23 protein-coding genes and 1 pseudogene are annotated in these 25,798 nt (G+C 57.9%); 11 read left to right on the top strand and 13 right to left on the bottom strand.

Annotated features, from left to right (window positions below):
• Positions 1–103 precede the first annotated feature (103 nt).
• A complete protein-coding gene (gene treR, locus QE396_RS14395; RefSeq protein WP_014168396.1) occupies positions 104–1,051 on the bottom strand; it encodes a trehalose operon repressor TreR in 948 nt (315 codons plus the stop codon).
• Positions 1,052–1,443: 392 nt separating this feature from the next.
• Here treR and mgtA point away from each other — a divergent pair, with 392 nt between their 5' ends.
• Both mgtA and QE396_RS14385 read left to right on the top strand, forming a co-directional pair.
• Positions 1,444–4,152, top strand: a complete 2,709-nt coding sequence (gene mgtA, locus QE396_RS14390) for a magnesium-translocating P-type ATPase (protein WP_020885394.1) — start codon at positions 1,444–1,446, stop codon at positions 4,150–4,152.
• Between the two features lie 150 nt (positions 4,153–4,302).
• A complete protein-coding gene (locus QE396_RS14385) occupies positions 4,303–6,687 on the top strand; it encodes a beta-N-acetylhexosaminidase (protein ID WP_020885393.1) in 2,385 nt (794 codons plus the stop codon).
• 66 nt (positions 6,688–6,753) lie between these two features.
• Here QE396_RS14385 and ridA read toward each other — a convergent pair whose 3' ends face one another.
• The 4 genes from ridA to QE396_RS14365 all read right to left on the bottom strand — a co-directional run bounded on the left by ridA (position 6,754) and on the right by QE396_RS14365 (position 8,760).
• On the bottom strand, positions 6,754–7,140 hold the full coding sequence (ridA, locus tag QE396_RS14380) for a 2-iminobutanoate/2-iminopropanoate deaminase (protein WP_014168399.1): 387 nt from the start codon (positions 7,138–7,140) through the stop codon (positions 6,754–6,756).
• 74 nt (positions 7,141–7,214) lie between these two features.
• On the bottom strand, positions 7,215–7,676 hold the full coding sequence (pyrI, locus tag QE396_RS14375; RefSeq protein ID WP_020885392.1) for an aspartate carbamoyltransferase regulatory subunit: 462 nt from the start codon (positions 7,674–7,676) through the stop codon (positions 7,215–7,217).
• 12 nt (positions 7,677–7,688) lie between these two features.
• On the bottom strand, positions 7,689–8,621 hold the full coding sequence (gene pyrB, locus QE396_RS14370) for an aspartate carbamoyltransferase (RefSeq protein ID WP_014168402.1): 933 nt from the start codon (positions 8,619–8,621) through the stop codon (positions 7,689–7,691).
• 34 nt (positions 8,622–8,655) lie between these two features.
• On the bottom strand, positions 8,656–8,760 hold the full coding sequence (locus QE396_RS14365) for a pyrBI operon leader peptide (protein WP_168769597.1): 105 nt from the start codon (positions 8,758–8,760) through the stop codon (positions 8,656–8,658).
• Between QE396_RS14365 and QE396_RS23510 the strand changes: the two are divergent.
• Positions 8,740–8,857, top strand: a pseudogene (locus QE396_RS23510) (hypothetical protein). The gene QE396_RS14365 and the pseudogene QE396_RS23510 overlap by 21 nt on opposite strands.
• Positions 8,858–8,860: 3 nt before the next feature.
• On the opposite strand, the gene QE396_RS14360 reads toward QE396_RS23510, so the two are convergent.
• The 5 genes from QE396_RS14360 to arcA all read right to left on the bottom strand — a co-directional run bounded on the left by QE396_RS14360 (position 8,861) and on the right by arcA (position 14,108).
• The gene (locus QE396_RS14360) at positions 8,861–9,340 is read right to left on the bottom strand and encodes an arginine repressor (protein WP_025205741.1); all 480 of its coding nucleotides are present in this window, start codon (positions 9,338–9,340) and stop codon (positions 8,861–8,863) included.
• Between the two features lie 80 nt (positions 9,341–9,420).
• On the bottom strand, positions 9,421–10,824 hold the full coding sequence (locus QE396_RS14355) for a YfcC family protein (protein WP_020885390.1): 1,404 nt from the start codon (positions 10,822–10,824) through the stop codon (positions 9,421–9,423).
• Between the two features lie 46 nt (positions 10,825–10,870).
• Positions 10,871–11,875, bottom strand: coding sequence for an ornithine carbamoyltransferase (argF, locus tag QE396_RS14350; RefSeq protein WP_020885389.1), 1,005 nt, complete (start codon positions 11,873–11,875; stop codon positions 10,871–10,873).
• Positions 11,876–11,965: 90 nt separating this feature from the next.
• Positions 11,966–12,877, bottom strand: coding sequence for a carbamate kinase (arcC, locus tag QE396_RS14345; protein WP_014168407.1), 912 nt, complete (start codon positions 12,875–12,877; stop codon positions 11,966–11,968).
• A gap of 10 nt (positions 12,878–12,887) precedes the next feature.
• The gene (gene arcA / locus QE396_RS14340; RefSeq protein ID WP_020885388.1) at positions 12,888–14,108 is read right to left on the bottom strand and encodes an arginine deiminase; all 1,221 of its coding nucleotides are present in this window, start codon (positions 14,106–14,108) and stop codon (positions 12,888–12,890) included.
• A gap of 675 nt (positions 14,109–14,783) precedes the next feature.
• On the opposite strand from arcA, the gene QE396_RS14335 reads away from it, so the two are divergent.
• From QE396_RS14335 to QE396_RS14315, 5 genes are all read left to right on the top strand, one after another.
• Positions 14,784–15,236, top strand: coding sequence for a YhcH/YjgK/YiaL family protein (locus QE396_RS14335; RefSeq protein WP_014168409.1), 453 nt, complete (start codon positions 14,784–14,786; stop codon positions 15,234–15,236).
• Between the two features lie 218 nt (positions 15,237–15,454).
• A complete protein-coding gene (yagE, locus tag QE396_RS14330; RefSeq protein ID WP_020885387.1) occupies positions 15,455–16,363 on the top strand; it encodes a 2-keto-3-deoxygluconate aldolase in 909 nt (302 codons plus the stop codon).
• A 14-nt stretch (positions 16,364–16,377) separates the two neighbouring features.
• Positions 16,378–18,345, top strand: coding sequence for a xylonate dehydratase YagF (gene yagF, locus QE396_RS14325; RefSeq protein WP_020885386.1), 1,968 nt, complete (start codon positions 16,378–16,380; stop codon positions 18,343–18,345).
• A 335-nt stretch (positions 18,346–18,680) separates the two neighbouring features.
• On the top strand, positions 18,681–20,063 hold the full coding sequence (locus QE396_RS14320; RefSeq protein WP_072126504.1) for an MFS transporter: 1,383 nt from the start codon (positions 18,681–18,683) through the stop codon (positions 20,061–20,063).
• An 11-nt stretch (positions 20,064–20,074) separates the two neighbouring features.
• Complete coding sequence (locus tag QE396_RS14315) at positions 20,075–21,694, top strand: glycoside hydrolase family 43 protein (RefSeq protein WP_020885384.1); 1,620 nt, start codon at positions 20,075–20,077, stop codon at positions 21,692–21,694.
• A 4-nt stretch (positions 21,695–21,698) separates the two neighbouring features.
• Here the strand turns inward: QE396_RS14315 and xynR are convergent, their stop codons facing one another.
• From xynR to argL, 3 genes are all read right to left on the bottom strand, one after another.
• Positions 21,699–22,457, bottom strand: a complete 759-nt coding sequence (gene xynR / locus QE396_RS14310) for a DNA-binding transcriptional repressor XynR (RefSeq protein ID WP_020885383.1) — start codon at positions 22,455–22,457, stop codon at positions 21,699–21,701.
• A 133-nt stretch (positions 22,458–22,590) separates the two neighbouring features.
• Positions 22,591–23,595, bottom strand: a complete 1,005-nt coding sequence (gene argF / locus QE396_RS14305) for an ornithine carbamoyltransferase (RefSeq protein ID WP_020885382.1) — start codon at positions 23,593–23,595, stop codon at positions 22,591–22,593.
• A complete protein-coding gene (argL, locus tag QE396_RS14300) occupies positions 23,565–23,639 on the bottom strand; it encodes a putative translational regulatory protein ArgL (RefSeq protein ID WP_230075062.1) in 75 nt (24 codons plus the stop codon). Before argL ends, argF (QE396_RS14305) begins: the two co-directional genes overlap by 31 nt.
• Positions 23,640–23,759: 120 nt before the next feature.
• Here argL and rraB point away from each other — a divergent pair, with 120 nt between their 5' ends.
• The 3 genes from rraB to QE396_RS14285 are packed head-to-tail and all read left to right on the top strand — an operon-like array spanning position 23,760 to position 25,749.
• On the top strand, positions 23,760–24,185 hold the full coding sequence (rraB, locus tag QE396_RS14295) for a ribonuclease E inhibitor RraB (RefSeq protein ID WP_014168417.1): 426 nt from the start codon (positions 23,760–23,762) through the stop codon (positions 24,183–24,185).
• 46 nt (positions 24,186–24,231) lie between these two features.
• Complete coding sequence (miaE, locus tag QE396_RS14290; protein WP_020885381.1) at positions 24,232–24,990, top strand: tRNA isopentenyl-2-thiomethyl-A-37 hydroxylase MiaE; 759 nt, start codon at positions 24,232–24,234, stop codon at positions 24,988–24,990.
• Positions 24,991–25,020: 30 nt separating this feature from the next.
• Positions 25,021–25,749, top strand: a complete 729-nt coding sequence (locus QE396_RS14285; RefSeq protein WP_020885380.1) for a hypothetical protein — start codon at positions 25,021–25,023, stop codon at positions 25,747–25,749.
• Positions 25,750–25,798 lie beyond the last annotated feature (49 nt).

The following is a 25,798-nucleotide window of genomic DNA, read 5'->3' as shown; positions in this document are numbered from 1 at the left end:
GGGGGGTAATGACCTGAGCGCAAGCCTACTCCTTCAGCGTGACGGCGAAAATGGGAACGTTCCCGAAATCAGGCGAAGATCACAATAAACTGATAAACGAGGGTTATGAAAGGTGGGCGGGAATCACGATCTGACGCGGCTCAGCACGCCCGTTGATCTGCTCGATCAGCTGTGCAGCGGCCTGCCTGCCTGACTCGGCGTAGCCCGGGTCGACGGTGATAATCTCCGGGTGCAGGAACTTCATCAGCGGCGTACTGCCTACGCTCGCGATCTGCAGTCCCTCTATGCGTTGCTCCTGGAGATATTTACTCGCGCCCAGCGCCAGGGTATCGGTGGCGCACACCAGCGCCGTGGTCTGCGGGGTCAGCACGCTGGCGACCTGCTCGTAGCCCTGTTTCATTCCCAGACCCGGCAGAGACGCGACGGCGGAAAGGTTGTGCTGTTTACAGAAGGTCAGGTAGGCCTCGTGACGCCGTTTGCCGGTGGTAACGTCCGCATGCGGTACGCCGAGGTAGCTGATATGGCGATGGCCTTTATCGTACAGACGCTGCATCAGGGTAATAATCGCCCCCTCATCGTCGTAACAGACGGAGGCAAAACCGTGGGCATCGCGCGCCAGCATCACCATCGACGCCTGCCAGGGCTTCAGCATCTCCTCTTTGATGCCGGTAAAACCGAACAGCACCACGCCGTCAATGTTGCGCCGCTGGAGCATACCCAGATGCTCTTCAACCAGCTGCGTGGAGAACTGGCTCTCCATCATGATTGGGTCGTAGCCCTGCTCATAAAAGGCGGGCAGCATGGTCTGAACGGCGAGGTTCTCGGACAGGGAATCCAGACGCGAGACGATAATGGCAACCACTTTGTCACTTTGCCCGCGCATGGCGCGCGCAGAGCGGGAAGGGGAAAAACCGTGCTGATTCATTACCGCCTCGACGCGCTCGCGGGTGCGTTCGCTGACACCGCTCTCATTGTTGAGCACGCGCGATACGGTGGATTTCCCCACGCCGCTTAAACGCGCGATGTCTTTTATCGTAAGGCGGTTCTGCATGCTGTATTCCCTGTAACAATGACAACGTGGTCAGTAGAGCCTAATGCTATAGCGTGTTTTCGCTATGGGCAAAGTCTGGTTTACGTTCGGTTTATTTGCGGGGGAGTATAATACCGCCCGAATCGCCGCAAACGGTACGGTTAAATCCTTATACTGCGCGGCGGCACCCTACTTTTTTACTTACCGGAGGTGACATGGATCCCGATCCCACGCTTCTCCTGAACGGGAGCGTTCTTTCTTTCCGGTAAGCCAGCCTTTGTGCTGTCTCACCGGTATGTGAGGCAGCAACGTCCTGCACGTTCCTGCTTAAAACATTAAGTGCCTGTCAGGTACGGCCTTGCCACGCCTGCAGGAAATACTGTGTCCGCGTTTGCGGGCGCGGGGGAATGACTATGTTTAAAAATATCACCCGGCAGCTGCAGGCGATGCTGAGCCGCCACCTGCCACATCGTCTTGTTCAGCGCGACCCGCTGCCAAATGCCAAAAATATGGCCTCTGCAGCGATCCCTGCTTCCCTGAGCCAACGCTGCCTGAACGTGGCGGCGATGGATGAAAACGAAGTCTGGCGTGCCTTTGGCGGGCATCCGGAGGGGCTGAACGCGGCGGAAGTGGAAAAAATCCGTGCCGTGCATGGCGATAACCAAATTCCGGCGCAAAAACCGGCGCCGTGGTGGGTGCATCTGTGGACCTGCTACCGTAACCCGTTCAACCTGCTGCTGACCGTGCTTGGCATCATCTCCTATGCCACCGAAGATCTGTTTGCCGCCGGGGTTATCGCCCTGATGGTGGGGATCTCCACGCTGCTGAACTTTATTCAGGAAGCCCGCTCTACCCGCGCAGCAGACGCCCTGAAAGCGATGGTAAGCAACACCGCAACCGTCTCGCGCGTCATTAACGATCTCGGGGAGAACGCCTGGGTTGAGCTGCCTATCGACCAGCTGGTGCCGGGCGATCTGGTGAAGCTGGCGGCCGGCGACATGATCCCCGCGGATTTACGTATTCTTCAGGCGCGGGATCTGTTCGTGGCGCAGGCCTCGCTGACCGGTGAATCTCTGCCGGTGGAAAAAGTGGCGCGCACCCGCGACCCGCAGCAGATGAACCCGCTCGAGTGTGACACCCTCTGCTTTATGGGCACTACGGTGGTCAGCGGCACGGCGCAGGCAATGGTCATCGCTACCGGCGGCAACACCTGGTTTGGACAGCTGGCCGGGCGCGTGAGCGAGCAGGAGAGCGAACCGAATGCCTTCCAGAAGGGGATTGGCCGCGTCAGCATGCTGCTGATCCGCTTTATGATGGTGATGACGCCGATTGTGCTGCTGATCAACGGCTATACCAAAGGCGACTGGTGGGAAGCGGCGCTGTTTGCGCTCTCCGTCGCCGTAGGGTTAACGCCTGAAATGCTGCCGATGATTGTCACCTCCACGCTGGCGCGCGGAGCGGTCAAACTGTCAAAACAGAAAGTGATCGTCAAACACCTGGATGCCATTCAAAACTTTGGCGCGATGGACATTCTCTGCACCGATAAAACCGGCACGCTGACCCAGGACAAAATTGTGCTGGAGAACCACACCGATATCGCCGGTAAAACCAGCGATCGCGTGCTGCACAGCGCCTGGCTGAACAGCCACTACCAGACCGGGCTGAAAAACCTGCTCGACGTCGCCGTGCTCGAAGGCGTGGATGAAGAATCTGCCCGCACGCTTTCCGGGCGCTGGCAGAAAGTGGATGAGATCCCGTTCGACTTCGAGCGCCGCCGCATGTCGGTGGTGGTGAGCGAGCATCCGGACGTGCATCAGCTGATCTGCAAAGGCGCATTGCAGGAGATCCTCAATGTCTCAACCCAGGTGCGCTATAACGGCGACATTGTGCCGCTGGATGAAACCATGCTGCGCCGTATCAAGCGCGTCACCGATAACCTGAACCGTCAGGGGCTGCGCGTGGTGGCGGTGGCGAGTAAATTCCTGCCTGCACGCGAAGGGGACTATCAGCGTATCGACGAATCCGATCTGATCCTCGAGGGTTATATCGCATTCCTCGATCCGCCGAAAGAGACCACCGCGCCTGCGCTGAAAGCGTTAAAGGCCAGCGGCATCACCGTGAAAATCCTTACCGGCGACAGCGAGCTGGTGGCCGCCAAAGTGTGTCATGAAGTGGGGCTGGATGCGGGTGACGTCGTTGTGGGAAGTGATATTGAGCCCCTCTCCGATGATGCGCTGGCGACGCTTGCGCAGCGCACCACGCTGTTCGCCCGGCTGACACCCATGCACAAGGAGCGCATTGTCACCCTGCTGCGTCGCGAAGGGCATGTGGTGGGCTTTATGGGCGACGGCATTAACGATGCGCCCGCCCTGCGTGCGGCGGATATTGGTATCTCTGTAGACGGTGCGGTGGACATTGCCCGTGAAGCGGCGGATATCATTCTGCTGGAAAAGAGCCTGATGGTGCTGGAGGAGGGCGTTATCGAGGGACGTCGTACCTTCGCCAACATGCTGAAGTACATCAAGATGACCGCCAGTTCCAACTTCGGTAACGTTTTCAGCGTGCTGGTGGCGAGTGCGTTTCTGCCGTTCCTGCCGATGCTGCCGCTTCACCTGCTGATACAGAACCTGATGTACGATGTCTCTCAGGTCGCCATCCCGTTTGATAACGTGGACGACGAGCAGATCCAGAAGCCGCAGCGCTGGAACCCGTCCGATCTGGGGCGCTTTATGCTGTTCTTTGGCCCGATCAGCTCCATCTTCGACATTCTGACCTTCTGCCTGATGTGGTTTGTGTTCCATGCCAACACGCCGGAACACCAGACGCTGTTCCAGTCCGGCTGGTTCGTGGTAGGGCTGCTGTCGCAAACGCTGATTGTGCATATGATCCGTACGCGTCGCATCCCGTTCATTCAGAGCCGGGCCGCGTGGCCGCTGATTGTCATGACCGGCATCGTGATGGCGCTCGGCATTGCACTGCCGTTCTCGCCGCTGGCCAGCTACCTCCAGCTGCAGGCGCTGCCGCTGAGCTACTTCCCGTGGCTGGTGGCGATCCTCGCGGGCTACATGGTGCTGACGCAAATGGTCAAAGGCTTCTATAGCCGTCGGTATGGGTGGCAGTGATTTCCCCCCTCTCCCGGCACGGGAGAGGGGTACGTTTCCTCCCAAATTCAACAACCTGTGATCTCCGTCAGCGCATTCGCTTGACGACAAAATGAGCGCATGTTAACTGAATGTTTTGCCTTTATTTGGCCCGTCAGATAAGGAACATTCATGTTACGGTACAGTCTCTTAACCGCCGGGCTGATGCTCGGCGCGTCAGCGTTTGCCGCTCCGGCAGGCGACCTTCCCCTGATGCCCTGGCCTGCGAAGGTTGAACGTCCAGCGACGCAGGGCGCGCTGGTACTCAGCAACACCCTTTCCGTCAGCGTTACCGGAGACGACCTCGGCGACGCGGTCAACCGTCTGCGCCAGCGCATCGCCCTGCAAACCGGCTGGACGCTACAGCCGCAGGCCGTTAAACCGGACAAGCCCACCATCCGCATTGCTATTACCAAAAAAGTGAAGCCGCAGCCGCTGCCGGACAGCGATGAGGGCTATACGCTCACGGTCGATGCCAGTGGCGTGGATATCACCGCCAACACCCGTTTTGGCGCGCTGCGCGCCATGGAAACCCTGCTCCAGCTGATACAAAACGGGGCGGAAAACACCTCTCTGCCGTGGGTCACTATTGAGGATTCCCCCCGCTTCCCATGGCGTGGGCTGCTGCTTGACTCGGCACGACACTTTATCCCGCTGCCGGATATCAAGCGGCAGATTGACGGTATGGCGGCGGCAAAACTCAACGTGCTGCACTGGCATTTGAGCGACGATCAGGGCTGGCGATTCAGCTCGACACGCTATCCAAAGCTCACGCAGCTCGCCAGCGACGGGCTGTTTTACACGCCGGAACAGATGCGCGACGTTGTGCGCTATGCCACCGAGCGCGGCATCCGCGTAGTGCCGGAGATCGACATGCCGGGCCACGCCTCGGCGATTGCCGTGGCCTACCCGGAACTGATGAGCGCCCCGGGACCGTATGTGATGGAGCGCCACTGGGGCGTGCTGAAACCGGTCCTGGATCCGACAAAAGCGGCGACCTATCAGTTTGCGGAGGCGATGGTCAGTGAACTGGCGGCGATCTTCCCCGATCCGTATCTGCATATTGGCGGCGATGAGGTGGATGACACCCAGTGGAAAGCGAACGCCGCCATTCAGCAGTTTATGCGCGACAACACACTGGCAGATAGCCACGCCCTGCAGGCCTATTTCAACCGCAAGCTGGAAAATATCCTCGAAAAACACCACCGGCAGATGGTGGGCTGGGATGAAATTGCTCATCCTGATCTGCCAAAAAGCATCTTGATCCAGTCCTGGCAGGGCCAGGACGCGCTGGGGCAGGTGGCGCAGAAGGGCTATAAAGGCATTCTCTCGACCGGCTTTTACCTCGATCAGCCCCAGTCCACCGCCTATCACTACCGCAATGAAATTGTGCCGCAGGGGTTAAACGGCGAGGATGTGATTGGCGACACCGACAGCGCCCAGAGCTGGTCATTCACCATGCCGCGTCTGAAAGGCAAGCCGGTGGAGGGGAGTTTCACCCTGGTGAAAGGGGATTCCGGCTGGCGCGGATTTATTGATTTCGCCGGGAAATCCCGTCGTGCGGTACAGGATATTGCGTGGCGCGACGACAATCAGGTGACGTTTACCGTCGATACCTGGATGGGCGAAACGCGCCCGGTGGTGTCGGTGGACAACGATAAGCTGAGCGGCTATTTCCTGGTGGGCAATGCCCGCTATCCCATTAGCGGCAAGCGGCTGGACGATATCCCCAAAGGCATCCCGCCGGTGGTACCGGACGCCGCTCATCAGGTGAACCTGCTCGGCGGGGAAGCCGCGCTGTGGGCGGAAAACGTGGTCGCACCGGTGCTGGATATCCGCCTGTGGCCGCGCACCTTTGCGGTGGCGGAGCGGTTATGGTCCGCGCAGGACGTTAACGATGTCGACAACATGTACACCCGCCTGCAGGCGATGGACAGCTGGTCGACGGTCTCGGTCGGGCTGCAGCAGCATACTCAGCAGCAGGTGCAATTCACGCGTCTGGCGAATAACGCCGATACCCTTCCGCTGCAAATCCTCGCGCAGGCAATCGAGCCGGCGCAGTATTACACCCGTCAGCATCTTAAGTTCCAGGCCGGAAATTACCATCAGTTCGAACCGCTTAACCGGTTTGCTGATGCGCTCAACGCCGAAAGTGCCACGGTGCGCCAGATGAACAAATGGGCTGACCGCCTGGTCAGCGACGCGGAAGACACGGAAAGCGCCGACGCGCTGCGCCACGTCTTCAACCGCTGGCAAAGCAACACCAGCGATGCGCTGGCATTAAGTGAAAACAGCTACGCACTGAAGGCGATTAAACCGGTTATTCAGGAGGTGGATAAGCTGGCCTCGATTGGCCTGCGGCTGACGGATCTGGTGGCGCGTCAGGGGACGCTGGATGACAACGAGATTGCCTCTATTCAGGGCGAGCTGGATAACGCGGCGAAAATACAGGATGAAGTGGTGATTGCGGCGGTGTATCCGCTGGAAACGCTGCTACGGGCGACGCGGAATCAGTAGCAAAACGCCCGGTAGCGCATTGCCTGCCGGGCGCAAAGGCAGCGTCGGCTGCCCCCTGACTGAAACTTAGCGACGTACAGCGATCGCTTCGATTTCAATTTTCACGTCTTTAGGCAGACGCGCAACTTCCACACAGGAGCGTGCAGGGAAAGTGGCGTTGTGCTCAGTGAAGAATGCTTCGTACGTGGCGTTAACGGTCGCGAAATCGTTCAGATCTTTCACGAACACGGTGGTTTTCACGATGTCGCCCACTTTCAGACCCGCAGACTCCACGATAGCCTGTACGTTTTCCAGCGACTGGCGCGCCTGCGCCGCCACGTCTTCTGGCACTTCACCCGTTTTTGGGTTCACCGGGATCTGGCCAGAGGTAATAATCATGCTACCCAGATCAACGCCCTGAACGTATGGGCCGATAGCCGCTGGTGCATTTTCCGTCGCGAGTACTTTGGTCATGATTTCTCCAGAATAACAGCTGATTAAATGTTCCCGGCCATTATAGGGAGGCCGGGATCCTTTACCAACCTCAATTAGTTGGCCAGCACCACATAATGAGAAAACTCTTTTTCGCAGTATTTGCATTTGAGTGCGATGTCATCGGCACGTTTTTTCACTGCAAAACTGGACGAAACCGGCTCAGCATGACTGATGCAGTTGCTGTTCGGGCAGACCAGCACATTTTCAATGCGATCCGGCAGATTGGGACGGGATTTACCGACCACTTCGTACTCGTCGATGCGGTTCACGGTGGCATCCGGCGCGTACAGAGAGATCTGGTTAACCTGCTCGTCGGTCAGGAAGGTGTTTTCAATCTTGATCAGGTCTTTGCGGCCCATTTCACCCGACGGCAGGTTCAGGCCGATGGTGATGCGCTGGTCGGTTTCGGTCAGCTTGAACAGCGTCAGCAGCTTAAAGCCGATCTGGGCAGGGATGTGGTCAATCACGGTGCCACGTTTGATGGCTTCAACCTGGAGTTTGTTATCGTGTGTCATTGTCATTTCCCCTTACAGAGCCAATTCGCGATTCAGAACCAGTGCCAGTAACGCCTGGCGGGCGAAGATGCCGTTTCCGGCCTGCTGGAAGTACCAGGCGTGCGGCGTTTTATCCACGTCGGTGGTGATCTCATCGATACGCGGCAGCGGGTGCAGCACCTTCATATTCTCGCGTGCGCCGTCGAGGTCGCTGGCGCGCAGCACAAACTGTGCCTTCACGTTGGCGTATTCAGACGGATCCAGACGCTCTTTTTGCACGCGGGTCATATACAGAATATCAACGTTGCCCATCACCTCTTCGATGCTGGCATGCAGACTCCACGGGATCCCTTTTTCGTCCAGCATGTCGAGGATGTACTGCGGCATTGCCAGCGCGTCCGGCGCGATGAAGAAGAAGTGGTTGCCGTTAAATTTCGCCAGCGCCTGGGTCAGCGAGTGAACGGTGCGGCCATATTTCAGGTCACCCACCATGGCGATGTTCAGGTTTTCCAGACGGCCCTGCGTTTCCTGAATGGTGAACAGATCCAGCAGGGTCTGTGTCGGATGCTGGTTGGCCCCGTCTCCGGCGTTCAGCACCGGAATACCGCCGGAAAATTCGGTCGCCAGACGCGCCGCGCCTTCCTGCGGGTGGCGCATCACAATCGCATCAACGTAGGTACTGATAACTGAAATGGTATCCGCCAGCGTTTCGCCTTTTTTACCCAGCGAGGTGTTGCTGCTGTCTGAAAACCCCACCACGCTCGCGCCGAGGCGGTGCATGGAGGTTTCGAAGGAGAGGCGGGTGCGGGTCGACGCTTCGAAGAAGCAGCTCGCAATCACCTTGTGCTTCAGCAGTTCCGGTTGCGGATTTGCCTTCAGTTTTGCCGCGGTTTCCAGAACCAGTTCCAGCTCTTCGCGGCTGAGGTCGTTTATGGAAATGATGTGTTTTTGATAAAGCGGATTCATGTTTATCTCCTGACGCCGGGCAAAAAAAAGCCCCTCAAATGAGGGGCTCTGGGAATAGATTGTGCAACGGGAAGAAAAACGGCAGGCCAGCGTCTGATTTCAGACGCGGTAAGACGTTATGTCGTACACGCTTGACCATGCTTCCTCCCGGCAAATTGTCGGGCATTATACGCAGCTCGATTTTCGGATCAAGGGGTTTAATGCACACTTTACTCAATGCAAACGGTTCTTTATGAATATTAATTCGTTCTGAGTAAATAATTAATTTGTTTATGCACCAGCGCAGTACGCTTTACCACCCGGGGAGCGACCCAGACGATACTGCTTCCGGCAACCACACCTAAAATTTCCGGTAACTGGTGATAATCCAGAATTCGCGCCACCGCACGGCCATATCCGGCCACGGTATGAACAAGGATAAATTCGCTATTATGCTCCACGCTCACCACCATTTCGGAAACGGTACGCGCGGCATCGGGGGCAGGGCGCAACTGAGGATTCAACGAATAAATCTTTAGCCCTTTGGCATTTCGAATTTTTATGACACCGAGCAATTTCAGCAGACGCGAAACGGTCGACTGGCTGATGCTGTCAAACCCTCTCTCCTGCAAATCGCGGCGGATTTCTTCCTGGGAGAGATAACTCTTTTCGGCGATCAGCTGCTGGCACACCGTTAGCTGCAGTTGTTCTCTGGGAGAGCAGTCTTCGTAATCCATCATATTTCCCATATCAGTTCCCGACATAACCGGTGGCACCGCACCGGTCCGTAGGCCGGACAGGCGCAGTGCCAGCCGGCAAATTACAACAAGGCACCCAGGCTTAACGCCACCATAATCACCACCGTCAGGATCGCCAGCAGCGGCGCAACCCATTTCAGGTAACGCACGTAAGGCACACGGGCAATCGCCAGACCGCCCATCACAACCGCTGAGGTCGGCGTGACCAGGTTAACGATGCCGGAGGCCGACTGGTAAGCCGTAACCACCAGGTCGCGGTTGACGTTAGCGAAATCAGCAAGGGGTGCCATGATCGGCATCGTCAGAACGGCCAGGCCGGACGAAGAAGGCACAAGAAACGACAGCACGACCTCAAGCCAGTACATCACGTTGATAAACGCCACCGTGGACAACCCGCTGACCAGCCCTTCCGCGCTGTGCAAAATGGTGTGGGTAATCATGCCCTTATCCATAATGACTACGATACCGCGCGCAATGCCGATAATCAGCGCGACGCCCAGCAAATCTCGCGCGCCGTTGATAAACGTCGAGGTCAGCTCCTCTTCGCTCATGCGGGCAATCAGCCCGACGATAATGGCGCTGGCCAAAAATACCGCCGAGATCTCCGCCATCCACCAGCCCAGCACCGCTACGCCGTAGATCATCACCGCGAAGGCGAGGGCGAAGATCAGCAGAATGATTTTGCGCACCGGGGTAAATTCCAGCGACTGCTCGCCTTTATTGCCGAGGAAGTGGGCGAGGTTCTCTTCCTGCTTGTCTGCGACGATGGAGCATGATGGATCCAACCGTACTTTACGGGCATAGCGCATCACCCATGCCACGCAAATGATCCAGCCGATCACCAGCAGCGCCACGCGCAGGGCGATACCGTTGGTGAACGGGATCCCGGCGGCGTTAGCGGCGATCACCGTGGCAAACGGGTTGATGGTGGAGCCGAGCGTGCCGATCCCCGCCCCGAGCAGCACGGTGGATGCGGCGACAACCGGATCGAAACGGGCGGCCAGCATTACCGGGACCAGCAGGGTATAAAAGGGCAGGGACTCTTCGGCCATGCCGTAAATGGTGCCGCCAGCCGCGAACAACGCCATCAGGATCGGGATCATCCACTCTTCACGTCCGCGAAGGCGGGTGGTTACGCGCTCGATCCCGGCGTCGATCGCCCCGGTTTTGGTGACGATCCCGAGAAATCCCCCGATGATCAGAATAAACAGCGCGACGTCGATCGCCCCGGCCTGGCCGGAAACGGGATCGTACAGCCCGGCAATGGGGGCCATCAGTACGGAAACCAGCCCCTGCGGATGCGCCGCCACGTGCGCGTACGTTCCGGCAATCGGCACTTCTTTACCGAGGGTTTCATTCATTGCCATCTGATACTGACCGGCAGGTACGACCCAGCTCAGTGCCGCCACAACGGCAATCAGAAAAAAGAGAATGGTGTAAGCGGAGGGAAACTTGAACTTGCCCATGATGTTCTCCTGTACCCGGCGCACCCCGTGGCGCGCCGGGCGGTGATTAGTCGCCGAGTGTCGCCACCATGACCGCTTTAATGGTGTGCATGCGGTTCTCTGCTTCGTCAAAGACGATTGAGTTCGGTGATTCGAAGACCTCTTCCGTCACCTCCAGCCCTTTCAGGCCGTAGGCCATCTCGATTTCACGGCCGACTTTGGTGTGTTCGTTGTGGAACGCCGGCAGGCAGTGCATGAACTTGACGTTCGGGTTGCCGGTGGCTTTCATCACCTGGGCGTTAATCTGGTAAGGCTTCATCAGGCTGACGCGCTCGGCCCAGGCCTCTTTCGGCTCGCCCATCGAGACCCACACGTCGGTGTAGAGGAAATCGGCACCGTGTACGCCTTCTTCCACGTCGTCGGTGAGCGTGATGCGTGCGCCGGTCTCTTTGGCGATGGCGCGGCACTGCTCAACCAGCCCGGCTTCCGGCCAGAACGATTTCGGTGCGACGAGGCGGATATCCATCCCCATTTTGGCGGCACCGACCATCAGGGAGTTGCCCATGTTGTTCCGCGCGTCGCCAAGGTAGGCAAAGCTCAGGTCCGGCAGGGTTTTGCCCGGAGCATGCTCCAGCATGGTCATCAGGTCGGCGAGGATCTGCGTGGGGTGAAACTCGTCGGTCAGGCCGTTCCACACCGGCACGCCCGCATACTCGCCCAGCTCTTCCACGATGGCCTGGCCGTAGCCGCGATACTCGATGCCGTCGTACATCCGCCCCAGCACGCGGGCGGTGTCTTTCATCGACTCCTTGTGGCCAATCTGCGAGCCGCTTGGGCCGAGGTAGGTCACCTGTGCGCCCTGGTCAAAGGCACCGACTTCAAAAGCGCAGCGGGTGCGCGTGGACGTTTTTTCAAAAATCAGGGCGATGTTTTTCCCGACCAGGGTTTGTTTTTCACGTCCGGCTTTTTTGGCGGCTTTGAGTTCGATGGCCAGGTCGATCAGGTACTGGATTTCTGCTGGGGTGTAGTCCAGCAGTTTGAGGAAGTTACGGTTTTTCAGATTGATGGTCATTGGGTCGTCCCTTTTAAAATGGTGTTGTCTGGTGCCCTCACCCCGACCCTCGCCCACAGTGAGAGAGGGAAGGTGAGGGGAAAATACGGTTTAGTGGCGAATCAACGTGCCTTTCTCGCCCGCCAGAATGTCTGCCCCGTCGGCCAGCGCGCCGATCCCGGCGATGCCGTTGCAGGCCTCGACAAACTCGCGGCAGGCGGCCACTTTTGGCCCCATCGAACCGGCGTCAAACTGCATGCCCCTGAGCAGTTCCGGCGTGACCTGTGCCAGCGGACGCTGGGTTGGTTTGCCCCAGTCGAGGTACACCGCGTCGGCATCGGTCAGGATCAGCAGGGCATCGGCTTCAATCTGGCGCGCCAGCAGGGCGGCAGAGAGGTCTTTGTCGATCACCGCTTCAATGCCGTGATACCCATTGGCGTTTTCCACCACTGGCACGCCGCCGCCGCCGTTGCAGATCACCAGGTGATCGCGCTGTATCAGTGCCGTGATGGCGTCGCTCTCAACGATGCGTTTCGGCTGTGGAGAGGGAACCACCCGGCGGAAATAGCTGCCGTCGGCCTTGAACACCCAGCCTTTCTCCGCCTGCAGCGTTTTTGCCTGGGCTTCGCTGTAGACCGGGCCGATGTATTTGGTCGGGTTAGTAAATGCCGGATCGGCGGCGTCCACTTCCACCTGGGTGAGCAGGACGCTCACCTCACGCTGGGGCAGATTGTTTTTCAGCGCCTGCTGGAGCATGTAGCCGATCATTCCCTGACTTTCGGCGCCGAGGATGTCCAGCGGGTAGGGGGTGACTTTGTCGTACGCGCTGTTTTGCAGCGCCAGCAGCCCAACCTGTGGCCCATTGCCGTGAACCAGTACCACGCGCCACTGTTCCGTCAGCCCGGCGATAGTGCGGGCCGCTAGCTCGATGTTCTGGCGCTGGATCTCCGCTTCCAGCGGCTCGCCGCGTTTCAGCAATGCGTTACCGCCAAGCGCCACAACCAGAGTGGGTTTTCGTTCCATGATGGCTCCTTTAAATTCCGTCGCGTTCCAGTGGGCAGCTCATGCAGCGCGCGCCGCCGCGGCCGCGTCCCAGTTCGTCACCCGGGATAGGCAGCACGGTGATACCCGCTTTGTCATATTTCTCGTTGGTCCAGACGTTACGCTCGTAGCCAATCACCACGCCCGGGCGGATGGTCAGCACGTTATTCGCGTCATTCCACTGTTCGCGTTCGGCTTCAAAGGCGTCGCCGCCGGTGGTGATCAGGCGTACCTGATTAATGCCGAGCGCTTTTTCAATGGCGTGCAGCAGATCCGTTTCCTGGGTGCGCAGCAGGCCACCGCGGCCGTCCGGAGTGAGCGTCCAGCACTGAGCGTCTTTGCGCACCACTTCCGGGTAGACGGAGAAGGTGTCCACGTCGATGTGGGTCATGACGGTATCGAGGTGCATGCAGGAGCGGTGTTTTGGCAGTTCCACAGCGATGACGCGCTCGGCCTGGCGGTGTTTGAACAGGCTATTGGCGAGGAACTCAACGCCCTGCGGCGTGGTGCGTTCAGACATGCCGATTAACACTGCGCCGCGGCCAATAACTAATACGTCGCCGCCCTCTAACGTGGCGTGGTCGTAATTAATATTTTCATCGCCGAAATACTTAATAAAATCGCCATCGGCAAATGCAGGGTGCCAGCGATATATGGCCCGGAGATTATTGGTTTCACGCTGGCGGGCCGCTTTGGCCATCGGGTTAATTGACACGCCGTTATAAATCCAGCACGAGGTATCGCGGGTAAATAAATGGTTAGGCAGTGGCTTCATAATAAAATCATTTGCCGTGTGGGTATCCACCACCATATTTTTAAAGGCTGCCGGAATTTCACCGTAGGTTAATCCGCCGCTTAATCTGCGTGCCAGTTCGCGGTGCGGCATATCTGCCAGCCAGCCGCGCACGTCGCCGGCAAAGGTTGGCCCGAGGCGATAGTCAGAGATTTGCGTCTCCAGCAGCCAGGTTTTGGCCTCCGCAATATCAAGCGTTTGCGTGAGAAGGTCGGTCAGCAGCAGGACTTCCACACCCTGTTCGCGCAGGGTGTTAGCGAAGATGTCATGCTCTTCACCCGCCCGCTCAACCGAGAGCACATCATCGAATAGCAGCTCCTGGCAGTTCGATGGCGTTAAACGTTTCAGACTTAAATTTGGGCGGTGCAGCATAACGCTACGCAATTGACCAATTTCAGAACCGACGTAATGCTTTTCCATAATTATTCCTTTAACTGTTTTTCAGAATAAAAAGGGCATGCGCCATGTGATGTCTTTATTTACATGGCGGCTAAGCTCAATTGATTTCGAGATTTATAGTAGGCGCTTAAATAATGAATATTGTGACATCGCTCACGTGAAAATGGCTATTAAGGAGTTTGTTTTCATTTGCATGATTCGTATCAGATAATGATTAATTTGATTATATTTGCGGGTGAATAGCTAAGCAGGATCCGTTGGCATTATTTGGAGTTGTTATTATTTTGTAGAATTTAATGTTTTGACATATTTAGTTATGGTATTGATTTTAATGATAATTAAACGGCGCGCAGAATGACTATGCACTATTATCCATTAACTATTTTTGACTTAAGAAAAATCAATAAATAATTATGGGATTTAATAGCAAATTACCAAAATGATAAAGTGTGAAGTCACAGAGAGTTTTGCTATGAAGCGTATACGATCAGTAAGTTAGCATCACGGCCTGAAAGCGGAGGGCTGAGGTTATGCATAAAGACTGCATAAATGCCTGTGAGCGATTAACAGTGGAGTAACACATTTCCCGATAAACATGCGCTCGCGCAAAACTCATCGAAAAAGCGGTGGTAGGACAGTCTGAATTCTCGTATAAAAGATTAAAATGAAACGCTGTTTTACATTGAGGGTTTATTTATGATCGCTGGCAACATCCATCATTTGCAGTCCTGGCTGCCTGAAGAACTGCGTCAGGCTATCGAGTACGTCAAGGCGCACGTTACCGATGCTACCCCCTGCGGCAAACACGACATCGACGGCAACAGCCTGTTTTATCTGGTGTCTGAAGATATGACCCAGCCATTTGCCGAGCGCCGCGCTGAGTATCACGCCCGCTATCTGGATATTCAGATAATCATGAAAGGCCAGGAGGGGATGACCTTCAGTACCCTGCCGCACGGTACGCCGGACACCGACTGGCTGGCGGATAAAGACATCGCGTTTTTGCCCGAGGGCGGGCAGGAGAAAACGGTGGTGTTAAGTGAAGGTGATTTTGTGGTGTTCTATCCGGGTGAAGTGCACAAGCCGCTGTGCGCGGTGGGCGCGCCTGCGAAGGTGCGTAAAGTGGTGGTGAAAATGCTGGTGGGGTAAGCCCTGTTAGCGTAAGAGAAGGGTAAAACGTTCCCTCTCCCCGTGGGAGAGGGTGAAAGCATCAGGCCGCAGCCCGTCATTATGTGATCCAGCTTATATTTTCCGCACTCCCTCATCGCCTCCCATTTACCTGCGCTTTTTCTGCGTCATAGTATGATCGTTAAATTAATGAACGCCGTTCTATAATGTAGAACAAAATAATTCAGCAAGGAGATCTCATGCCGCAGACCGCGTTGTTCACGGGAATCATCCCCCCTGTCTCCACCCTCTTTACCGCCGATGGACAGCTTGATAAACACGGCACCGCCGCGTTGATCGACGACCTGATCGCCGCAGGCGTCGATGGCCTGTTCTTTTTGGGCAGCGGCGGCGAGTTCTCCCAGTTAAACGCCGAAGAGCGTAAAACCATTGCCCGGTTTGCTATCGATCATGTCGATCGCCGGGTGCCGGTGCTGATTGGCACCGGTGGCACCAACGCCCGGGAAACCCTTGAACTGAGCCAGCATGCGCAGCAGGCCGGCGCCGACGGGATCGTGGTGATCAACCCGTACTACTGGAAAGTGTCAGAAGCGAATCTGATCCGCTATTTCGAACAGGTGGCAGACAGCGTCACGCTGCCGGTAATGCTGTATAACTTCCCGGCGCTGACCGGGCAGGATCTGACTCCGGCGCTGGTCAAAACCCTGGCCGACTCGCGGAGTAATATTGTCGGCATCAAAGACACGATCGATTCCGTCGCCCATCTGCGCAGCATGATCCACACCGTCAAATCTGCCCATCCGCACTTCACGGTGCTGTGCGGCTATGACGATCATCTGTTTAATACGTTGCTGCTGGGGGGCGATGGCGCGATCTCGGCCAGCGGTAACTTTGCTCCGCAGGTGTCGGTGAATCTGCTGAAGGCCTGGCGTGACCAGGAGGTGGCGAAGGCGGCCGAATACCACCAGGTCCTGCTGCAAATACCGCAGATGTATCAGCTCGATACGCCGTTTGTGAACGTCATTAAAGAGGCGATTGTGCTGTGCGGCCGCCCGATCTCCACATACGTGCTGCCGCCCGCGTCGCCACTGGATGAACCGCGTAAGGCGCAGCTGAAAACCCTGTTGCAACAGCTCAAGCTCTGCTGAGCCGGAAGACGACGATGACCATTGAGAAAATTTTCACCCCACAGGACGATGCGTTTTATGCCGTCATCACCCATGCGGCCGGGCCGCAGGGGGCGCTGCCGCTGACGCCGCAAATGCTGATGGAATCCCCCAGCGGTAACCTGTTTGGCATGACGCAAAACGCCGGTATGGGCTGGGACGCCAACAAGCTGACCGGCAAAGAGGTGCTGATTATCGGTACGCAGGGCGGCATTCGCGCCGGGGACGGGCGACCTATTGCGCTGGGCTACCACACCGGGCACTGGGAGATTGGCATGCAGATGCAGGCGGCGGCGAAGGAGATCACCCGTAATGGTGGGATCCCGTTTGCGGCCTTCGTCAGCGATCCGTGCGACGGACGCTCTCAGGGCACCCACGGCATGTTCGACTCCCTGCCGTACCGTAATGACGCGGCGATCGTGTTTCGTCGTCTGATCCGCTCCCTGCCGACGCGGCGAGCGGTGATCGGCGTGGCAACCTGCGATAAAGGGCTGCCCGCGACCATGATTGCGCTGGCCTCCATGCATGATCTGCCGACCATTCTGGTGCCGGGTGGGGCGACGCTGCCGCCGACCGTGGGGGAAGATGCCGGAAAAGTGCAGACCATTGGTGCGCGTTTCGCTAACCATGAGCTGTCGCTGCAGGAGGCTGCCGAGCTGGGGTGCCGCGCCTGTGCATCACCCGGCGGCGGCTGTCAGTTTCTCGGCACCGCGGGAACGTCACAGGTGGTGGCCGAAGCGCTGGGTCTGGCGCTGCCGCACTCTGCGCTCGCCCCGTCCGGGCAGGCCGTGTGGCTGGAGATTGCCCGTCAGTCTGCGCGGGCGGTGAGCGAGCTGGATAACCGTGGGATCACGACCCGCGATATCCTGACCGACAAAGCCATTGAAAACGCCATGGTGCTTCACGCGGCGTTTGGCGGCTCCACCAACCTGCTGCTGCACATCCCGGCGATTGCCCATGCGGCGGGCTGCACCATTCCGGATGTGGCGCACTGGACACGCATCAACCGTAAGGTTCCGCGTCTGGTGAGCGTGCTGCCAAACGGCCCGGACTACCACCCGACGGTGCGTGCTTTCCTGGCGGGCGGCGTGCCGGAGGTGATGCTCCATCTGCGCAAGCTGGGGCTGCTGCATGAAGATGCCATGACCGTTACCGGCCAGACGGTCGGGGAGAACCTCGACTGGTGGGAAAACTCAGCGCGTCGGGCGCGTTTTCGTCAGTGCCTGCGCGAGCAGGACGGCGTCGATCCGGATGACGTGATCCTGCCGCCTGAGCGCGCCCACGCGAAAGGCCTGACCTCGACGGTCTGCTTCCCGACCGGCAATATCGCGCCCGAAGGGTCGGTGATCAAAGCCACGGCCATCGACCCGTCTGTTGTGGATGACGATGGCGTTTACCGCCATACCGGCCGGGTGCGGGTGTTTGTCTCTGAGGCGCAGGCCATCAAGGCTATCAAGCAGGAAGCGATCCAGCAGGGCGATATTATGGTGGTGATTGGCGGAGGCCCGTCCGGCACCGGCATGGAAGAGACCTACCAGCTAACCTCCGCGCTGAAACATATCTCGTGGGGCAAGACGGTATCGCTGATCACCGATGCACGCTTCTCGGGGGTATCAACCGGGGCGTGCTTCGGCCATGTGTCGCCGGAAGCGCTCGCAGGTGGCCCCATCGGCAAGCTGCGCGACAACGATATCATTGAGATCAGCGTCGACCGCCTGTCCTTAACGGGCAGCGTTAACTTTATCGGCACGGCGGAACAGCCGCTGACGCCGGAAGAGGGGGCGCGCGTGCTGGCGTCGCGTCCGGTACATCCTGACCTGCACGCCCACGCATTTTTGCCGGACGATACCCGCCTGTGGGCGGCTCTGCAGTCGGTGAGTGGCGGCACCTGGAAAGGGTGTATTTATGACACCGATAAAATCCTCGAGGTAATTAACGCCGGTAAAAAAGCGCTCGGTCTTTAATTATATTTCTGGCTCTTGTCGTCTACGGAAAATATTCCGTGGACGGCTTTTGCATGTCTGTTTTTTATTATTGCGCAAATAATTTAATTACATGAAAAACAAGGTTTTTAAATGATATCAGGATGTCGAGTGGCGTCACAAAAGCAAAATATCATAATTCAGAAATAAGATATGACCATTGTCGGTTAATTGAACACTTAATTACACTCTATTAACACGATGTTGTGAATTCAGCACACGAAATAAGGGTGTATTCCTGATGATGCACCGGGCATTTATTTGCCTGAATCAGGACCCTGGCGTTTGCACTGTTCCACGTACTGCCGTTGGGGGTAATGATGCAATTAACCATGAAAGATAAAATTGGCTACGGGCTGGGTGACACCGCCTGCGGCTTTGTCTGGCAGGCCACCATGTTCCTGCTGGCCTATTTCTATACCGACGTGTTTGGCCTGTCGGCAGGCATTATGGGGACGCTGTTTTTAGTTTCCCGCGTGCTGGATGCCGTCACCGATCCGCTGATGGGGCTGCTGGTTGACCGCACCCGCACGCGTCACGGCCAGTTCCGCCCGTTCCTGCTGTGGGGCGCGATCCCGTTTGGGATTGTCTGCGTGCTGACCTTCTACACGCCGGACTTCTCCGCGCAGGGTAAAATCATCTATGCCTGCATAACCTACATTCTGCTGACCCTGGTCTACACCTTCGTTAACGTCCCTTACTGCGCCATGCCGGGCGTCATCACTGCTGACCCGAAAGAGCGTCACGCGCTGCAGTCCTGGCGCTTTTTCCTCGCGGCGGCGGGATCGCTGGCCATCAGTGGCATTGCGCTGCCGCTGGTGAGCATCATTGGTAAAGGCGATGAGCAGGTTGGCTATTTCGGCGCCATGTGCGTGCTGGGGCTGAGCGGCGTGGTGCTGCTCTACGTCTGCTTCTTCACCACCAAAGAGCGCTACACCTTTGAGGTGCAGCCGGGGTCGTCGGTGTCGAAAGACCTCAAGCTTCTGTTCGGCAATACCCAGTGGCGCATTATGTGTGCGTTCAAGATGATGGCGACCTGCTCCAATGTGGTCCGCGGCGGGGCGACGCTCTACTTCGTGAAATACGTCATGGATCACCCGGAGATGGCGACGCAGTTTCTGCTTTACGGCAGCCTCGCCACCATGTTTGGTTCGCTCTGCTCATCCCGCCTGCTGGGGCGCTTTGACCGGGTGACCGCCTTCAAGTGGATTATCGTGGCCTACTCCCTGATCAGCCTGCTGATTTTCTTCATCCCGGCCGAACATATCGCCCTGATTTTCGCCCTTAACATTCTGTTCCTGTTCGTCTTTAACACCACCACGCCTCTGCAGTGGCTGATGGCCTCTGACGTGGTGGATTACGAGGAGAGCCGCAGCGGACGCCGTCTCGACGGGCTGGTGTTCTCCACCTACCTGTTCAGCCTGAAGATCGGTCTGGCGATTGGCGGTGCGGTGGTGGGCTGGATCCTGGCGTATGTGAACTACTCCGCCAGCAGCAGCGTGCAGCCGGTCGAAGTGCTGACCACCATTAAAATTCTGTTCTGCGTGGTGCCGGTGGTGCTCTACGTGGGCATGTTCATCATGCTGTCGTTTTACAAACTCACCGACGCCCGCGTGGCGGCCATCAGCCAGCAGCTGATTAAGCACCGTGCAACGCAGGGTGACGCCGTGCCCGACGCTGCGACAGCCGCATCCCATTAACAGGAGGCAACATGACAACGATAACAAACCCGATCCTCACCGGCTTTAACCCGGACCCGTCCCTGTGCCGTCAGGGGGAGGATTACTACATCGCCACCTCGACGTTTGAATGGTTTCCGGGCGTGCGTATCTACCACTCCCGCGACATGAAGAACTGGTCGCTGGTCAGCACGCCGCTGGACAGGGTGTCGATGCTGGACATGAAGGGCAACCCGGACTCCGGCGGCATCTGGGCGCCGTGCCTGAGCTACGCCGATGGCCAATTCTGGCTGCTGTACACCGACGTGAAAATTGTCGATTCGCCGTGGAAAAATGGCCGTAACTTCCTCGTCACTGCGCCCTCCATCGAGGGGCCGTGGAGCGAACCGATCCCGATGGGCAACGGAGGGTTTGACCCGTCGCTGTTCCACGACGACGATGGCCGTAAATACTACCTCTACCGCCCGTGGGGGCCTCGCCATCACAGCAATCCGCATAACACCATCGTGATGCAGGAGTTTGACCCGCAGACCGGCACCCTTTCGCCCGAGCGCAAAACCCTGTTTACCGGCACGCCGCTCTGCTACACCGAAGGGGCGCACCTTTATCGTAAAGAGGGCTGGTACTACCTGATGGTCGCCGAAGGTGGCACCAGCTATGAACACGCGGTGGTGGTGCTGCGCTCAAAAACGCTCGACGGGCCGTACGAGCTGCATCCGGACGTGACGATGATGACCAGCTGGCATCTGCCGGAGAACCCGCTGCAGAAGAGCGGCCACGGCTCGCTGCTGCAGACCCACACCGGGGAGTGGTATATGGCCTACCTCACCAGCCGACCGCTGCGCCTGCCGGGTATACCGCTACTGGCCTCGGGCGGGCGCGGCTACTGCCCGCTGGGACGCGAGACCGGCATTGCGCGCATCGAATGGCGCGACGGCTGGCCGTACGTTGACGGCGGCAAACACGCGCAGCTGACCGTCCCCGGCCCGCAGATAGCGGAGCTGCCCGCCGCCTCCCGGGACAGCTGGCGGGAGGATTTCGACGGCAGCACGCTTGACCCGGAGCTGCAGACCCTGCGCATTCCGTTCGACGACAGCCTCGGCTCGCTGAGCGTGCGCCCGGGGTATTTGCGGCTTTACGGCAACGACTCGCTCAACTCGACCTTTACCCAGTCGACCGTGGCACGCCGCTGGCAGCACTTCGCCTTCCGGGCAGAGACGCGCATGCAGTTCTCGCCGGTTCACTTCCAGCAGAGCGCCGGGCTGACCTGCTACTACAACAGTAAAAACTGGAGCTACTGCTTTGTGGACTACGAGGAGGGGCAGGGCAGAACGATTAAAGTGATCCAGCTTGACCACAACGTGCCGTCGTGGCCGCTGCATGAACAGCCGATCCCGGTACCGGACAGCGCAGAGAGCATCTGGTTACGGGTTGACGTCGACACCCTGGTTTACCGTTACAGCTACTCGTTTGACGGTGAGACGTGGCACACCGTGCCGGTGACGTATGAAGCGTGGAAACTGTCGGATGACTACATCGGCGGCCGCGGCTTCTTTACCGGCGCGTTTGTCGGCCTGCACTGCGAAGACATCAGCGGTGACGGCTGCCACGCTGACTTTGATTATTTCACCTACGAACCGGCCGCGAAATAGCGGCTCAGGCCGGGTAACCCAGCGCGCGTGAGAGCTGGAGCCCGGCCTGCTGAAGTTGCTCGCGGAAGCTGGCCAGTTCGGCGTCATCCACCCGCGACGTCAGCGTCGACAGACTCAGGGCGGCAATCACGCGGGATTCATGGTTCCACACCGGTACCGCCACGCAGCGCACGCCCTGCTCGTTCTCTTCGCGGTCGAAGGCGTAACCCTGCTCGCGGGTCTCTGCGAGGGCCTCCAGCAACGCGTCGCGGGAGGCAAGGGTGGAAGGGGTATAGGTGGTGTACTGATAGCCCTCAAGCAGGGCGTTCAGCTCGGCCTCGCCAAGCCAGGCAATCAACACCTTGCCGATGGCGGTGGCGTGAACCGGCAGCCGACGACCAATGCGTGAATAGGCGATAGCCGCCAGCTTGCCTTCAATCTTCTCGATATAAACGCCTTCACGGCCGTCCAGGATCCCCAGATGGGTGGTCTGCCCGGTACGCTGCGACAGCTCCGTCAGCCAGCCTTTCGCCTTCTGGCGAATATCGATTGAGCCCACCACAAAATGGCCGCGCTCCACCAGCTTCATGCCGAGGCGATATTTACCGTTTTCCGGGTTCTGATCGATATAGCCGTGAAGCTGCAGGGTTTTCAGCAGCGAGTGGAGGGTACTTTTGCTCAGCCCCATCAGTTTGCTGATGTCGGTGATCTTAAGCTCGGTGGCCTGCTCGTTAAACAGGTCGAGGATCTGCAACGCACGTTCAACAGACTGAATAATCGGCATAATGCTGGTATGTCCACGCAGGAATTAAGGCGAAAACGTACCTTTTTCAGGCGGAAAAATCAATGAAGCGGCGCCGGTTTACGCCCTCTCCCTGTGGAAGAGGGCCGGGGTGAGGGCACAAGACTACAGAGGATCACTCCCCAAGCGTCGCCACCATCACCGCCTTAATGGTATGCATCCGGTTTTCCGCCTGGTCAAACACAATGCTCGCCGCCGATTCAAACACCTCGTCTGTCACTTCCATTCCGCCATGCAGATCGAACTCTTTCGCCATCTGCTTACCCAGTGTGGTCTGGTCGTCATGGAATGCCGGCAGACAGTGCAGGAACTTCACGTCCGGGTTACCGGTCAGCGCCATCATCTGCGCGTTCACCTGATACCCGCGCAGCAGGGCAATCCGCTCGGCCCACTTCTCTTTGGCCTCGCCCATCGACACCCACACATCGGTATAGATGAAGTCCGCCCCTTTCACGCCGGCCGCGACCTCTTCCGTCAGGGTGATCTTCCCGCCATTCTTCTCCGCCAGCGCGCTGCACTCCGCCACCAGGCGCTCTTCCGGCCAGCAGGCTTTCGGTGCCACCAGACGCAGATCCAGCCCGGTTAACGCTGCCGCTTCCAGCATCGAGTTACCCATGTTGTTACGCGCATCGCCCGCATAAACCAGCGTCATCTCGTTAAACGCTTTGCCCGGCAGGTGCTCCTGCATGGTCAGCAGGTCCGCCAGCAGCTGCGTCGGATGGAACTCGTTGGTCAGCCCGTTCCACACCGGCACGCCTGCATACTGCGCCAGCGTTTCGACCACGTCCTGGCCGTGACCGCGATACTGAATGCCATCGTACATCCGCCCGAGTACCCGCGCGGTGTCCTTAATTGATTCTTTATGCCCAATCTGGCTGCCGCTCGGCCCTAAATACGTGACGCGCGCGCCCTGGTCAAATGCGGCAACTTCGAAAGAGCATCGTGTACGGGTTGAGTCTTTTTCGAAGATGAGCGCGATGTTTTTGCCAGTAAGCTTTTGTACTTCCTTACCCTTTTTTTTATCGGCTTTAAGCTGAGCGGCAAGGGTCAGCAGGGAATTGAGCTGTGCAGGGGTAAAATCGAGCAATTTCAGAAAGTGTTTCTTGTACAGAACAGACATTTTATCCTCACATGGCAAACGCCACTTATTGAATTAAAATTCACTTTATATGTCTAATTATTCATTTGCAACCCCGTTTCACAAATCTTTCCAACAAAGGTGGAGGCAAACCCGTCCGTGTGTGAAAATAGAAGTATCTGCCGCACTTTAAAGAGGAATGAGCCATGGCAAACCCGGAACACCTGGAAGAGCAACGCGAAGAGACGCGCCTGATTATCGAAGAACTGCTGGAAGACGGTAGCGATCCGGACGCGCTGTACACCATCGAGCACCATTTCTCTGCTGACGATTTCGACGCGCTGGAAAAACTGGCGGTAGAGGCTTTCAAACTGGGTTACGAAGTGACCGAGCCGGAAGAGCTGGAAGTGGAAGAGGGCGACACCGTCATCTGCTGCGATATTCTGAGCGAAGGCGCGCTGAAAGCAGAACTGATCGACGCTCAGGTCGAACAGCTGATGAACCTGGCCGAGAAGTTTGAAGTGGAATACGACGGCTGGGGAACCTACTTCGAAGATCCGAACGGTGAAGACGGCGAAGAAGGCGACGACGAAGATTTCATCGACGAAGACGACGACGGCGTGCGTCACTAAGCGTTTCAGGCGGTGGCGCGCGCCACCGCTTTTTCAAGGCAGAACCATGGATTACCCGCAGATACTCGCCCCTGTTCTTACCTTCCTCCAGTGCCCGACCCCGCAAGCATGGATTGATAAAGCCCGCGACCCGGCGAACCTGCCGCTGCTGCTCACCGACCACATGGTGTGCGAGCTCAAGGCCGCCCAGACCGCGCTGCTGCTGGTGCGCAAATACGTCGCCGATGAAAGCGGTGCCGACGTGCTGCTCGACTGGCTCAGACCCTACGAAGCGTTCACCTTCCGCGAAGGCCCGGAACCGGATTTTGTGGCCCTGCATAAGCAGATTAGCAAAAGCGTCATGCCCAAAACCGACGACCCGTGGGGCCAGGCGCTTATCGACAGCATGGTGCTGCTGATCAAAGAAGAGTTGCACCACTTCTGGCAGGTGCGCGAGGCGATGCTGGCGCGCGACATTCCGTACGTCAAAATCACCGCCAGCCGCTACGCCAAAGGGATGCTGAAAGCGGTGCGCACGCACGAACCGCTGACGCTTATCGACAAGCTCATCTGCGGTGCCTACATCGAAGCCCGCTCCTGCGAGCGTTTCGCCGCGCTGGCCCCGTTCCTCGACGACGATCTGCAGAAGTTTTATCTCTCGCTGCTGCGCTCGGAAGCGCGCCACTATCAGGACTACCTGACGCTTGCCCAACAGGTGAGCGACGACGATATCTCACCGCGCATACAGCTTTTTGGCGAAATTGAAGCCACACTTATCTCGACACCGGACAATGAGTTTCGCTTTCACAGCGGCGTGCCGGTGTAAACCGGCATAGCGAAAAGAAAAGGATGCGAGATGAATAAAACGTGGATCCGTATAGTCGTGGTGACTCTCCTGGCCGCCGTCGTGGCGTTCTGGGTCTACTTCGACAAACAACGCCAGCACACCCCCGAACAGCAGCTTGATACCACCCTCAACGCAATGCCCGCCTGGCAGGTGATTAAAGAGCAGGAGCCTGTGCTTCATCAGCGCATTCTTGACCAGATGGCGGCCCTGCAAAAAGCCGGCGAGCCGGAGCAGAAGATTATCGACACCATCCAGCCGCAGATCCTGCATCTGCAGATGTCGCGCCTGCAAAACGCGCCGGACGCTAACGTGGTGAACTATATGACGATCAACATGGAGCAGACCGCCGCCATCCAGAAGGTGAGCGACGACGCCTGTTTCCGCTTCCTCTACCCCGCGGTGAAAGGGGGCGTCAACCCGATGCGCATGCTGGATAAAGACCTGATGACGCGGCGCATGCAGGCCGACGCCGACATGATGCGCGCGGCCTATGGCAAAAACCGCCACACCGTGACCCCGGAAGAACGCGAAGCCGCGGTGACGGATGTCCGCCCGATTATGAAAACGCTGGCCGACAAGTACGGCGAGGACATCCAGCTGCTGCAGATGCCGGAGAAGGCGGTGGGCAAAGAGAAGCTCTCCTGCGACATGGTGCAGGAGATGTGGGCGAAGGTGCTGGCGCTGCCAGAGCAGAAGGCGGCAGGCGTGATTCGGCTGGCGGTTTCCGAGGTAGAATGACAGGGCGCTGGTTTTTTGGGCACTTAGCGTAGGTTTAGCGCGTCGCCGC

It is taken from the genome of Enterobacter sp. SORGH_AS_0287, from assembly GCF_031453695.1.
In the GTDB taxonomy this organism is placed as follows: Bacteria; Pseudomonadota; Gammaproteobacteria; order Enterobacterales; family Enterobacteriaceae; genus Enterobacter; species Enterobacter ludwigii.
This window is presented reverse-complemented; position numbering and strand designations above follow the sequence as displayed.